This window comes from Dactylosporangium sp. NPDC000521, from assembly GCF_042898305.1.
Classification (GTDB): Bacteria; Actinomycetota; Actinomycetes; order Mycobacteriales; family Micromonosporaceae; genus Dactylosporangium.
On record NZ_JBIAYW010000021.1, the window covers coordinates 100,622 to 113,230 of the forward strand.

Below are 12,609 nucleotides of genomic sequence, written 5' to 3' on the forward strand. Positions count from 1 at the left end.
GCGGGTCGTCGTCCGGGAAAACACTCATCCGGCACACTCAAACGACCAGCGGCTGACCGGCTTGGTTACCGTGTTGGGGGTGACGGAGCTTGTCGGGCGTACGCGCGAGCTGGCCGAGGTGGATGCGCGGCTGGCGCGGACGCGTGCCGGGTCCGGCGCCGTGATCTTGGTCGAGGGTGACGCCGGCGCCGGGAAGACCGCGTTCGCGGACGCGGTCACCGGGCGTGCCCAGGCCGCCGGGTACGCCACCGCCTGGGGGTCCTGCCCCGAAGGCGAGCCGGGCGCGCCGTTTCGGCCGTGGCTACAGATCCTGCGCGCGATCCGGGCCACGGGCACCGGCCTGGACGAGCCGGCCGACGCCTCGATCACCCGGCACCGGCGGTTCGACACGGTCGTCGACGCCCTGCGCGAGCGAGCCACCGGCGGCAGCCTGCTGCTCGTCCTGGACGACCTGCACGCCGCCGACCTCGGCTCCTTGCGCCTGCTGCAGCACGTCGCGTCCGAAGCGGCAGACCTGCCGGTGGTGCTGCTCGCCCTGTTCCGCGCCGGACAGGCCGGTACCGACCGGCACGACGTACTCGACGCGGTGGGCCGCGAGCGCGGGGCGCACCGGATCCGGCTCGGCGCGCTCGCCGACGAAGACGTCACCGAACTGGCCACCCGGGCTGCGGCACGCCCGCTGGACGCGGCGACGCTACGCGCGATCAGCGAGCGGTCCGCAGGCAACCCGCTGTTCGTGGTGGAGCTGTCCCGGCTGGCCGGCACCGGCGAGAGTCTTCCGCGGGGGATCCGCGAAACGATCCGCCGGCGGCTGGACGGGCTTCCCCCGCCTACGCGGGTCCTGCTGCGCCAGGCGTCCGTGCACGGGCGGGAATTCGACGCGGCGACGCTCGCCGCGACCGCACAGCTGACGGCGAACGAGGCGGTCGCGCAACTGGGCCCCGCCCTGGACGCTGGGGTACTCGTCGCCGACCGGTCCATGCTGCGCTTCGACCACGTGCTCACCCAAGAGGTGCTCTACGCCGAGCTGGGTCCAGTCGAACGGCAGGAACTGCACGCACGCGCCGCGTCGACAGCTGGCGACGCTCCGGTCGAGACCGTGGCGCACCACCTGCGCCAAGGCGGCGTTGCGGAGGCGTTGACCGTCACACTGCGCGCCGCCGAACAGGCCCGGGCCCGCCTGGCCTACGAGGACGCCGCCTACCAGTACCGGGCCGCCCTCGAGCTGCGTCCCCGAGCGGACGACGGCACGCGGGCCCGGCTGCTGCTCGACCTCGCCGGCTGCGAGTTTCGCGCCGGAGCGGTGGACGCCGCCTGGCGCTGCTGCCAGGAAGCCGCCGACCTGGGCCGGGCCGCCGGGGACGCGACCGTGCTCGCGGACGCGGCCACGGTGTTGCGCGGAATCACCGACTCCTCAGTGACCGCGCAGGTCCACGCCCTGTGCCGGTCGGCGCTGCCGCTGCTCGCCGACACCGAGCCCGCGCGGCGCGCCCGGGTCCTCGCCCAGCTGGTCATCACCGCCGACCCGTTCGGCCCTGGCCCGGACGCTGCCGAGGACAGCGGCGAGCCGGAGCCGGGGCGCCGCGCGCTGCAGGAGGCCGAGGCGTGCGGCGACCCGGACGCGGTGTTCCTCGCGTTACATGCCCGCGGCACCGAGCTGACCGGGGCACGGCACGTGCTGCAGCGGCTGTCGCTCGGCGAGCGCGCGGTACGGCTGGGCCGCGACATCGGCCGGCCGGAGTACACGGCCTGGGGCCATCTGTGGCGGCTGGGCGCGCTCGCCGAGCTGGGCCGCCGGGTACCCTTCGACACCGAACTGGCCGCGTTCGCAGGCGCCGTCGACCAGCTGCGTGAGCCGCTGTGGGCCTGGCGGCTGACCCTCGTCCGCACCTCGGTCGCGCTCAGCGAAGGCCGCCTCGACCGGGCCGCCGAACTCGTCGCGGAGGGGCAGGAATGCGGCCGGCGCGCCGGGCACGAGGCGGCCGACTTCTTCCACCTCATCTACGCCGAAGCGCTCGCCCAGCTGACCGGCGAGGGATACGAACCGGTGGAGCAGGCGGTGCGCGCGTTCACCGAGCGCGGCCCGTACCTGGCCCGTACCTGGCACGCGAACGTCCTGCTGCACATGGGCCGCATCGACGAGGTACGAGCGATCTGGCCTTCGCTGGTTCCGCACCTCGGCGCGTTCCCACAACACGCCCGCGAGTGGATCGTCGCGATGGCCGGCGTCGCCGACGTGTGCATCGCGCTCGGCGACCGGGAGACCGGCGCATGGGTCTACGCGCAACTGGTGGCCTTCGCCGACCGGCAGGTGATCGCTGACCCGCTGGCTCCAGGGTACGGTCCACTTGCGCTGCCGCTGGGCCGGCTCGCCCGGCTGCTCGGCGACGCGAAGGCCGCCGTGGAGCACCTGCGGTCCGCACTCGCCGCCGGCCTCGCGATGGGATTCGCGCCGTCCACCGGGTACGCGCATCTGGAGCTGGCCCGCACGGCACTCGACCAGGGTGACCGGGCCGCTGCCCGCGCCCACCTCGACGCCGCCGGCGACCTGGCGCGGCGGTTGGGGCTGACGCCCCTGTGGGCCGCCGTCGAAGCGGTTGCCTCGCCACCGGCTGCCAGCCCGCTGACCCCGCGCGAGGAGGAGGTCGCCGCTCTGGTGGCCGAAGGACTGTCCAACCGGCAGATCGCCGAGCGGCTCTACCTGTCCGCACGCACGGTCGAGAACCACGTCACCCACATTCTGGTGAAGCTCGGCTTCGAGTCGCGGGCCCGCATCGCCTCCTGGCACACCGACCGGGCACGCGGATAGGTACCCCGATTGAGTGATTGCACGGATGGCGGCGGCCGGACCCGGCCGTAGCGTCCGGGGCATGCACGCGGTCGTAGGGATCTGGTCTGCCGACGAAAACCGGCGGACGGAGCAGGACTGGGAGCTGCGCACCGCTGTAGTCCCCGGGACCGCCGCGCAACCGGGCTTCCTCGACGGTTACTGGATGCGGGACGCGGAGACCGGCAAAGTGCACACCGTCGCCGTCTTCGACACCGAGCCGCACGCACGCGCCTTCAAGGACTACGTGGCCCAGGCTACCCAAGCGGCAGCCCGCGTCGGGATGACCATCGACATACTCGCAATGGTGGAGGTGTCCGCTCATGCCTGACCTCGACACGGCGGCACGCCGGTGGACCGGCGCCCTGCTCACACTCGGCGGGCTGCTGCCCTTGGCCGCCGTCATCAACCCCCGCACCTGGCCGGTCTGGGGCGCCAGCCAGACCGACTCCTGGCGACTCATCACCGAACGGCACGCCTCGATGACCGCCGCCACCTGGCTCATCTGGGCCGGCGTGGCATTGAGCATCCCCGGCGTCGCGCTGTTGGCCCGTATGCTCGGCTCGGCACAGGCCGCCGCGGCCCTGGCCGTGTTCGCCACCGGCGCCAGCCTCGCCCTGGCCAGCCTCACCTTCGAGGCGACCGTAACCCTCTCGCTCACCGCCGAACACCAGCCGCAGCCGGACTGGTACCCGGTGATCGACTCGTGGATCAACGGCCTCTTCACCGCGCACTCAGCATTGCTCGCGCCGGCCGCGCTGGTCGTCGTCGGAGTCGGCATCGTACGTACCCGGCTTGCAGCGCCCTGGACCGGCTGGTTCACCATCGCGATGGCACTCCTCCTCTGGGCACAGTTCGCCGCGTTCCAGGGCGCCCTCCCGGCACCACTGTTCCTAGCGCTCATCACGACCGGCCTCGCCCTGTCCCTGACTGCACAGCGACCGGCTGGCACCTCACAGCCCGACACACGATGAGCTGCTCGGGCCACCCCGCACTCTTGAGAAGGCCGTGAACCTGCTCACCGAGGTCAGTGACAACTCCTTCACCATCGCCGACTCGTCCTCGACCGTTCAGTTCGGTCCCATCCGCCGCCGACGTCACGAACCGACACGATTGCCATCCTTCGATGACACCAGACGGGCACGCCACCGGGGTGGGGCCTTCTTTGACTGCCACAATCATCGACGCATTCAACTTCATATGGGTCCGCGTTCGCCCGCCCTGGTCGGGAGCACCCCACGCCCACCGACCGGCAGGTCCGCCAACCGCCGCACGAGCACGCCATGGCCGCGTGGACGGCACCGTTGGAGAACGGAGTCACGGCTGCATCGTTACACAGGCCGGGGCTCGCGAGGAGGTCGGCCAGGGTGAGCAGGTCCTGGCGCTTCCCGACCGACAGGAAAGGCTTCAGCTGCTGACTGGTGAACCCGGACAGCACGCGCGCTGTGACGATCCGACCGAGGGGCCCGAGCCAGCGGCCGCCGCGTCCGCTGTTGGGGATGAGGGTGCCGCCTGGGCGATCAACCTCGCGGTCGCCGAGCGGCAGATCCGCAAGCTGCCCCGCCGTGGTACCCCCGCGGCGCCGGTCCAGGTGCCACTGCCATGACCGGCCGGATCACGCCGGGCGATGGGGTCCCAGGCTACGAGCTCCCGCTGGAGGGACACCTCGACAACCATTGGTACGACTGGGATTCCGGCCTGACCATGCACCACGAGAACGACGGCACCACCACGCTACGCAGCCCAGGACTCGACCAGGCGGCCCTCCACGGAGTCCTCGCCCGCGTGCGCGACCTCGGCGCCGCCCTCATCTCGGTCACGACCGGACGAGGCGCACGCCGGTCGCGAGCAGCCAGACGAGCCAGGCGGCGAACCCTAGGAGCCCGACGAAGAGCAGCGGCGAGCCGTCGGCGATCGCGAGGTTGCCGAGCCCCGCGGCGAGCGGCAGGCTCCCGCCCACCAGGCCCAGCAGGCGCTGCCAAGCCGGAGTCAGCCCGCTCGCGTGCGCGGCGAGGGCCGCGCCGATGAAGGTGGTGCCGAGCGTCGGCAGCGCCAGCGCGAACGCCGCCGCGTGAACCTGCCAGACGAGCTCGAACTCGGGCGTCGGCTCGGCGAGCCCGCCGGCGGAAAGCGCGAGCCCGATCTGTAAGACGTTGACAAGCACGAAGATGGCCGACAGCGTCGCGCCAGCGGCCAAGGCGAGGCGCGACCAGTCGGCGCCCGCTCCGCCGCGCCGCTCCACGAGGCCGTGCAGGCCCGTCACGAACACGAGCAGCAGCGGCAGGTACAGGGCCACCAGACCGGACGCGATCGCGACCGAGTCGCGGTTGGCCGCGTAGTAGGCCAGCACTTCCTCGATCGGAGCGTCGAAGGTCGGCGCGCCCGTTACCGCCAACACCGCGTTCTCTATCACCACCGACACCACGAACGCGATCGCCGCGGCGCCGACGAGCCGGCCTCGAACGAACCAACTGCGGGCTGGCGTGGTGGCGGTGTTCTGCGGTGATCTCATCTCCTACTCCTTCGTTTCAGTCGGATGGCGGGTTGTCGAGCAGGTTCGGGGTGTTCGTTCGGATGTCGCTCATCGTTTCTCACTTCCTTTCCGCGCCATTCGTTGGCGCAGGAATGGTCGGAATGCCGTTTCGGAGGTTTTGCTGGGCCGACCGTTCCGGTTATGTGGAACAAGATTGCTGGAGCGGCCGCATGCGCCGCTACGAGCCGAGGTCGATGGTGGTGGGCCGAAGGTCTACACCTCGGGTTCGACTTTGGTCGGATGCCGTAGGGCCCGACCCGGCCGTACCCTTTGATCATGATGGCCCCGGCGGACCCGCAGGATCGGAGCCCGCTACCGGCGGGCGTGATCAGCGATGCTGACCACGATCCGGTACGCCCGGCCGAGCGCACGGTCCGCGGCCGGGTGGTCGACGCCGCGTGTTTCCTGCTGGCCGCTGGCGTGGTGGTGCTGACCCTGGCCGACAGCCGCGCGCAGCACATCGCGCCGGGCCCGCTCACCGTCGACCTCGTCCTCGGCGGCCTGTGCAGTCTGGGGGTGTGGCTGCGCCGGCGCTGGCCGGTCGGCCTCGCCGTGGCCGCGGGTCTGGTCAGCGTCTACGCGACGTCCGCCGGGGCGCGGCGCTCATCGCGCTGTTCACCGTCGCGGTGCACCGGCGCTTCGCGGTGGTCGCCCCGATCGCGGCTGGGTGCGCGCTCGTCCCGTTCCTGACGCTGCTGGTTCGGCCCGACGTCCCAGTCGGGTCCCCGTCGGAGATCGTCCTGGGCGTCGTCTTCGGCGTCGCGGTGCTCGCCTGGGGCATGTTTGTACGGGCCCGACGCCAGTCGCTGCGGGAGCGGGCTGGGCGGGTCGAGGCCGAACAGGAGCTGCGCGTCGCCGAAGCCCGCCAGGGCGAACGCAACCGGATCGCCCGGGAGATGCACGACGTGCTCGCCCACCGCCTGTCCCTGCTGAGCCTGCACGCCGGGGCGTTGGAGCTACGCCCCGACGCCGCGCCCGAGGAGGTCGCCCGTGCCGCCGGGGTGGTCCGCGACAGCGCCTACCAGGCGCTAGAGGACCTTCGGGAGGTGACCGGCGTCCTCCGCACCGGTGCCGACCGGTCCGACGAGACGCCAGAACGGCCGCAGCCCACTCTGGCCGACCTCCCCTACCTCGTCGACCAATCGCGGCGCGCCGGGATGCCGGTACGGCTCGACTGGCAGACCGACGCGCTTTCGACCGTACCGGCTGGTGTGGGCCGCACCGCGTACCGGATCGTGCAGGAAGGGCTGACCAACGCCCGCAAGCACGCCCCCGACGGCGAGGTGGCCGTCACCGTCCGGGCAACCCCGGGCGACGGCGTAACCGTCGAGATCCGCAACCCGTATCCGGCCGAGACCAGCCCTGCCGGCATCCCCGGCGCCGGCATCGGCCTCATCGGGCTCACCGAACGGGCCGCCCTCGCTGGCGGACGCCTCGAACACGGACCCACCCCGGCCGGTGAGTTCCGGCTCTGGGCCTGGCTACCGTGGCCTACCCTCTGATCGCGGCCAGGGTCGGTTCGTAGCCCGGCTGGGCAGAGAGAAGGAGCCCAACGTGAACGCAGCGGTGCGGGTCCTCGTCGTCGACGACGACCCGCTCGTGCGGGCCGGCCTGGCGATGGTCATCGGCGGCTCACCCGACCTGACCGTGGTGGGCGAGGCCGGCGACGGAAGCGAAGTAGCCGCCGCCGTCGACGCATACGCCCCGGACGTGGTGCTGATGGACATCCGCATGCCCACCCTCGACGGCCTCGCCGCCACCGAACAGCTGCGTGCCCGACCCGACCCACCCGAGGTCATCGTCCTGACCACCTTCGACGCCGACGAGCACGTCCTGCGCGCGCTGCGTGCCGGGGCCAGCGGCTTCCTGCTCAAACACACCCCACCCGCCGAGATCCTGCGCGCGATATCGCGGGTCGCAGCCGGCGAGCCCGTCCTGTCGCCGACCGTGACCCGACAGCTCATCGCCCACCTCAGCGACACCGGCGCCGCCGCCCGGCAACGGCACGCCACCACCGCGCTGGATCAGCTCAGCGAACGCGAACGCGAGGTCGCCATCGCCGTCGGGCGGGGCAAGTCCAACGCCGAGATCGCGGGCGAGCTGTTCATGAGCGTGGCCACCGTGAAAGCCCACATTTCCCGCATACTCACCAAACTCGATCTCAACAACCGTACCCAGGTCGCCCTACTCGCCCACGACGCCGGCCTCACCGGCTGACACCGGAAACCTTCTGGCCCCCGCCCGCACCCGGTGGGGGCAGGCGAGCCGACCCGCTGGCCGGCGAGCCGGCCAGTGGGTGGTGCTGGCCGAGGAACTGACGGCGCGCCCGTTTCCGACCACGCCGATCGGAGCCGACAACTGGTTCGCCGGTCAAGCGCAGAGTGGACCGGATCGTCACTTCGCGCCGCTCACGTCGAGCGAGATCCTGGAGGATGCGCCGGGCGAGCGGTGGGCCGAGGTCGAAGACGACTTTGAGCGGCGGCGCGGCGCGGTTGTCAGCGCACTAACGGACTAATGCTGACGTACCGCAATGACGTGCGCCGCAGCGCCACCAGGGGTACGAAGCGGGTGATGTCCGCATGGTCCTGAGTGCCCGGTGTACGGTCGTGGCACCTTGCGGAGGAACCTGACCTCGCAGGTGCTCGAGCGGATCTTGCCAGGTGCCGACGTCGGGGCGCGCCGCGCGGTCCGGGTGCACCTGCCCGCCACCGGCGTCGAGCTTATGGTGAGCCAATGAAAAGGGTGTCCTGGGTGACTCCGGTCGTCCTGCTGGTCCTCGCCGGCGGCTGCGGCCTCTTCGGCTGGTACTTCGCCGACAAGGGTGAACGGCTCGACCGGTTCGGCATCACCACCGAAGCGGTCATCGCGGAGCAGGGCACGTCCGGCAAGAGCGGCCACAGCGCGAAGGTCACCTTCGTCACCGAGAACGGCGAACGCCCTGAGGTCCCGTGCGACACCTGCTCCAAGGACCTGCGCAAAGGCGAGCGCGTCAACATCCGCTACGACCCGGAGAACCCGTGGGACCCGGTCGAGCAGGCCGGCCGCCCCGCCGGCCCCGGAGGTGCCAAGGTCGGCTGGACCGGCGCCGCCATCCTGCTGGCGCTGTCACTGCTCACGACCTGGCTGCGCATCAAACAAACCCGGGCGGTGCGGAGGCCGTGATCGGCAGGCATTGTGGTCGTCTACCCGATCCGATCGGAGAGCCAGTCGAGTGAATGCTCCGTACCGGTCGCTTGGGCATGCTGGACCGGGCATTTCGAGCACCCCGACTCCATCACTCAGGGTGACAGGCGCGGTCGGCCAGTGCACAACATTTGCGGACGCGTGCGTGTGACCTTGAGTGGCGGCGCTGCTTCCCCAGCAGACGCGGTCGATCCGGTCGGCGCTGAGTGCCGCCACCCGGCCGGCACATGTCGAGGATCAGCACGGTAGACGTCTGACCGGTTACCGTATCGGCCCCGCCGCCCACGCGATGGCTAGGACAACCCACATCATGCTCGGCAGACTTGGCCTGCAACGGTTCGACATCCTGTGAACCGTCGGTCCGCATGCATCGACCGGATGCCTGGCGGTGGCGGTGTATCGGTTGGTGCTGGCTCTTGGGTTGGGGGCGTGGGCGTGCGGCGGGAAGGGGGCTGGCGCCAGCGGGTGTGCCGGCGCCAGCGGGTGGGTGTTGGTCAGCAGCTGATGCTGGTGTCTGTCGTGTCGGTCGCGCAGGTGTCGTTGCCCAGTCCGCCGTTGGCGGTGTCGCCGCCGGTGCCGTCCTTGACGGTGATGGTGTCGTTGCCGTTGCCGCCGTTCATGGTGTCGGTGCCGTCGGTGTCGACGAGGGTGTCGTTGCCGTTCTGTCCGTCGAGGATGTCGTTGCCGGAGCCGCCGTAGATGTGGTCGTCGCCGTTGTCGAACAGGTACAGCAGTGTTCCGAGCAGGGTTTCGCCGTAGCTGCGGTCGTTGCCGGCCTCGCCGTAGATGTAGTCGGCGCCGTTGCCACCGTTGATGATGTCGTCGCCGTTGCCGCCGTGGATGACGTCGTCGCCGTTACCGCCGTCGATGGCGTCGTCGCCGTCGCCGCCGTAGATGGTGTCGTTGCCGTTGCCGCCGTTGATGGTGTCGTTGCCGCCGAGGCCGCAGATCACGTCGGCGCCGTTGGTGCCGTTGAGCGTGTCGTTTCCGGCCGTGCCGATGATCGTGCAGCCGAGGCTGTTGTTCACAGCCGTGGATGCGGTATCGGTGTTGTTGCCGCTGGTGGGGTCGGTCTGGTCGCCGGTGACATCGGTCGTGGCGGTGACGGTGCCGGTCGCGCTGGGGGTGACCGTGATGGTGATGGTGGCCGAGCCGGACGCCGGGACCGCGCCGAGCGCGCAGGTGACGGTCGCGGCGGTGATGGTGCATGAACCCTGCGACGCGGTTGCCGCATTGATGGTCCGGGCAGCGCCGGACAGGGTGGTGGAGGCGGTCACGCCGGTGGCGCCGGCCGGCCCGGCGTTGGCCACGGTGACCGTGTAAGCGTAGGCGTCGCCACCGAGAGCGACCGGGTCGGCCGAGTCCGACACCGACGCCGACAGGTCCGCCGCAGAGACCGGAACCGGAACCGGAGCCCAGTCGGTGGCGAACTGAAGCCCGGCGAGGGTGGCCAGGGCGGTCTTGCCGGTGCCGTCGGCGTTCATGATCCAAGGGTCGCCGGCGTCATTGGTGTAGGCGATCTTGGTGCCGTCGGGTGACCACAGCGGGCGGGCGTCCGACAGCGCCTCGTTGGCGGTGAGGTTGGTCAGGCCGGTGCCGTCTGCGTTGATCGAGTAGATCTGGGAAGTATAGGAGTCGACGTTTGTCCCAGTGAAAGCGATCTTCGACCCGTCCGGGGACCAGTCCGGCCCCTCCGGGATACGCTCCGCGATGCCGGCGAGGACCAGGACCCGCCCGGTGCCGTCGGCATTCATCGTGTACAGCGAGCCAGACTGGTTGTAGGCGATCTTCGACCCGTTCGGGGACCAGGCAGGGGAGCTGCCTTTTGCCCCCAGGGACGTCACCCCGGTGCCGTCGGCATTCACCACGGTCAGGCCATCAAACGTGGCGTACACGAGCTTGCCGCTGTCGGGCGCCCAGTCGACCGGCCCATCGTAGGCAGATGAGCCGTTGGTGATCCGAGTCTGCCCGGTCCCGTCGATGTTCATCGTCCACAACTGGTTGGCGTCCCCGGACCACCGGGTAAATGCGATCTTGGAGTTGTCGGCGTTCACGGTGGCATTCCGTACGTCGCCCGCGACCAGCGCCCGATCAGTCCCGTCCGGATTGATCGAATAGGCCGACCCGCTCGGCTGATCATAGAAGTAGATTTTGCCGTTGCCGCCCGGGAAGGCAGCCTGCGCCGGAGCGGCGGCGAGAGTACTCGACACGGCCGCGCCGAGGATCAGCGCCAGTGCAGCGGCGCGCCAGCGCCTCGGACCAGAGGTGAATTGCACAGCTCGTCCTAACGTGAGAGGCCATGTGGCCGATGACACGCGATCGTCGCGCACGTTCCGTACTTGACCAGACGCGATGCGTGACCCCGGGACCGTCACACGGACGCGTTAATCGATCAAGAGGAATATCAAATTGGCGACAGGCCATTCCATCTAAAGATGCACATGAATCGAGGCGACGCGGATACACCTTCCATTTAGGACGGTTGTGGAGATTGGGCGTGGAGTGTCTCCTGCCGCGAGGATGGGACCACCGTGAGCGGGGCCGGCCCCGACCAGGACGCGTTCGACCTGTCATCGCCTGCCGGCAGCAGCTCGCCGACGACAACGGGCGAACATCCGAGCAACCAACGGACCGACACTGTCAATCCACATGCGGTAGCTGTCAAGATTTTTGCGGCAGGTAGGTCAGGGATTCTTTGAGTCGGTGTGCGCGAGCGACCTGGCGATGGCGGCGCCGCGCGGCACGACGGCCCAGCCTGGGCGGGATCGCGGCTGGTGGTTCATGGCAGCTGGGCCAGGTCGTGGCCGGCGAACTCCGTCACCGCGGCGTCGACCGCCGACCGGTTCAGCCGTAGGCCGTGGTCATCGGCGGGGATGTCGACGAGCCTGGACGGCTTGGCGAAGGCCGTGTACCGCTCGGCGTTCCCCCTCGGCACGAAGTCACACGCGCCCCGGACGACCAGCGTGGGAACCGCGTCCACAGTGGACCGTCGCGGGCGGTGGGATTCGATGCCGGTGGCGAGGAGACGGTTGGGGAACAGGTTCCCGCCCCGCTCGGTGGCGAGCTCGGCGCGCAGCGGTGCGTCGTCGGCACCCCTGCAGACGAAGCCGCCGGCCAGATCGCTGCGGGTGGCGGCGTCCAGCATCGCGCCGGACTCGGCCTGCCCGACAAGGTCCTCGGCAAGGACCGGGTTGGCGTCGATGAGCAGCGTCGCGAGCAGCATCCGGCCGGACAGCTCGGAGTCGTCGGGGCGGTTGGTCATGGAGTAGTCGCGGTCTGCCTCAGTCCCGGGGAACGTGCCCGGCGAGGTCAGCAGCAGCGCCGCGACCCTGTCCGGATGCGCGGCCGTGTAGGCGGCTGCGAGCTGGCCACCGTACGAGTTGCCCCACAGCACGACCCGCGGCACGCCGAGCCGTTCCCGGACCGCGTCGACGTCGGCGATGGCCCGCGCCACGGTGTATTGCCCGACTGGCAACCGGTCGGAGGCGCCGCCGCCGGCCTGGTCGAAGTACACGGTGTCGAACCCGGCCGCCCGCAACGCGGCCCCTTCTGCCATCTTGCTCGCCTGGGTGTACATGCCGGGGCCGCCGTGCAGGAACACCACCTGCGTGCGGTGCTTGGGCGTGTCGGCGGGCCGGCGCCAGACCGCGACCCTCGAGCCGGTCGACAGTTCCCACGTCTCGTGCGGCCCGCGAGCGTCCGTGGAAGCGGCGGCGACGGCGGTGCGGCCGTCGCCGGCGAGCAGGACCAGCAGCGTCGAGGACGTCGCTGCGGCCAGGACGGCCAGCACGGCCGCACCGGCCCGGCGGGACAGGCCCAGACCGGGCGCCAGCACAAGGCCGGCCACTGCGGCGATTGCGGCGCCCGCGAGGACCGCGACGGCGGCCAGCGTCAGCACGTGATCGATGGAGGGGGCGGCGAGGTAGGCGGCGCTGCCCGTACACGCGACGGAGAACGCCAGGAGAAGCACTGCGAGCGACCAGCAGAGGAAGCGGGTGGCGAGGCGGCCGAAGGTCATGGGATGAGCCTCGTGGTTGCCCGCTGCGGCGTGATCCCCCACGGGCGG

General features: G+C 70.8%; 10 protein-coding genes and 1 pseudogene. 8 read left to right on the forward strand and 3 right to left on the reverse strand.

The window, feature by feature from the left end:
* The first annotated feature begins 79 nt into the window (after positions 1 to 79).
* The 4 genes from ACFY3L_RS43360 to ACFY3L_RS43375 all read left to right on the forward strand — a co-directional run bounded on the left by ACFY3L_RS43360 (position 80) and on the right by ACFY3L_RS43375 (position 4,433).
* On the forward strand, positions 80 to 2,809 hold the full coding sequence (locus ACFY3L_RS43360) for an ATP-binding protein (RefSeq protein ID WP_389338716.1): 2,730 nt from the start codon (positions 80 to 82) through the stop codon (positions 2,807 to 2,809).
* A gap of 61 nt (positions 2,810 to 2,870) precedes the next feature.
* Entirely contained in the window at positions 2,871 to 3,158 is a 288-nt protein-coding gene (locus ACFY3L_RS43365; RefSeq protein ID WP_389338719.1) for a hypothetical protein, read from the forward strand.
* Positions 3,151 to 3,801, forward strand: coding sequence for a hypothetical protein (locus ACFY3L_RS43370; protein ID WP_389338722.1), 651 nt, complete (start codon positions 3,151 to 3,153; stop codon positions 3,799 to 3,801). Before ACFY3L_RS43365 ends, ACFY3L_RS43370 begins: the two co-directional genes overlap by 8 nt.
* A gap of 317 nt (positions 3,802 to 4,118) precedes the next feature.
* On the forward strand, positions 4,119 to 4,433 hold the full coding sequence (locus ACFY3L_RS43375) for a hypothetical protein (protein ID WP_389338725.1): 315 nt from the start codon (positions 4,119 to 4,121) through the stop codon (positions 4,431 to 4,433).
* Between the two features lie 210 nt (positions 4,434 to 4,643).
* Here the strand turns inward: ACFY3L_RS43375 and ACFY3L_RS43380 are convergent, their stop codons facing one another.
* The gene (locus ACFY3L_RS43380; protein ID WP_389338728.1) at positions 4,644 to 5,339 is read right to left on the reverse strand and encodes a hypothetical protein; all 696 of its coding nucleotides are present in this window, start codon (positions 5,337 to 5,339) and stop codon (positions 4,644 to 4,646) included.
* Between the two features lie 297 nt (positions 5,340 to 5,636).
* Between ACFY3L_RS43380 and ACFY3L_RS43385 the strand changes: the two are divergent.
* The 4 genes and pseudogenes from ACFY3L_RS43385 to ACFY3L_RS43400 all read left to right on the forward strand — a co-directional run bounded on the left by ACFY3L_RS43385 (position 5,637) and on the right by ACFY3L_RS43400 (position 8,522).
* A pseudogene (locus tag ACFY3L_RS43385) lies at positions 5,637 to 6,862 on the forward strand (sensor histidine kinase).
* A 115-nt stretch (positions 6,863 to 6,977) separates the two neighbouring features.
* A complete protein-coding gene (locus ACFY3L_RS43390) occupies positions 6,978 to 7,577 on the forward strand; it encodes a response regulator (RefSeq protein ID WP_389338892.1) in 600 nt (199 codons plus the stop codon).
* Between the two features lie 79 nt (positions 7,578 to 7,656).
* On the forward strand, positions 7,657 to 7,875 hold the full coding sequence (locus ACFY3L_RS43395; RefSeq protein WP_389338731.1) for a hypothetical protein: 219 nt from the start codon (positions 7,657 to 7,659) through the stop codon (positions 7,873 to 7,875).
* A gap of 236 nt (positions 7,876 to 8,111) precedes the next feature.
* The gene (locus ACFY3L_RS43400) at positions 8,112 to 8,522 is read left to right on the forward strand and encodes a DUF3592 domain-containing protein (RefSeq protein WP_389338734.1); all 411 of its coding nucleotides are present in this window, start codon (positions 8,112 to 8,114) and stop codon (positions 8,520 to 8,522) included.
* Positions 8,523 to 9,037: 515 nt separating this feature from the next.
* On the opposite strand, the gene ACFY3L_RS43405 is transcribed toward ACFY3L_RS43400, so the two are convergent.
* Together ACFY3L_RS43405 and ACFY3L_RS43410 are read right to left on the reverse strand one after the other, a co-directional pair.
* A complete protein-coding gene (locus ACFY3L_RS43405; RefSeq protein WP_389338737.1) occupies positions 9,038 to 10,819 on the reverse strand; it encodes a hypothetical protein in 1,782 nt (593 codons plus the stop codon).
* Between the two features lie 503 nt (positions 10,820 to 11,322).
* Complete coding sequence (locus tag ACFY3L_RS43410; RefSeq protein ID WP_389338740.1) at positions 11,323 to 12,561, reverse strand: alpha/beta hydrolase; 1,239 nt, start codon at positions 12,559 to 12,561, stop codon at positions 11,323 to 11,325.
* Positions 12,562 to 12,609: the final 48 nt, after the last annotated feature.

Excerpts from the sequence above, each read along its gene's own strand:
- ACFY3L_RS43365 (WP_389338719.1), top strand. The coding sequence starts at position 2,871 with ATGCACGCGGTCGTAGGGATCTGGTCTGCCGACGAAAACCGGCGGACG.
- ACFY3L_RS43370 (WP_389338722.1), top strand. The coding sequence starts at position 3,151 with ATGCCTGACCTCGACACGGCGGCACGCCGGTGGACCGGCGCCCTGCTC.
- ACFY3L_RS43380 (WP_389338728.1), bottom strand. The coding sequence starts at position 5,339 with ATGAGATCACCGCAGAACACCGCCACCACGCCAGCCCGCAGTTGGTTC.
- ACFY3L_RS43390 (WP_389338892.1), top strand. The coding sequence starts at position 6,978 with ATGGTCATCGGCGGCTCACCCGACCTGACCGTGGTGGGCGAGGCCGGC.
- ACFY3L_RS43410 (WP_389338740.1), bottom strand. The coding sequence starts at position 12,561 with ATGACCTTCGGCCGCCTCGCCACCCGCTTCCTCTGCTGGTCGCTCGCA.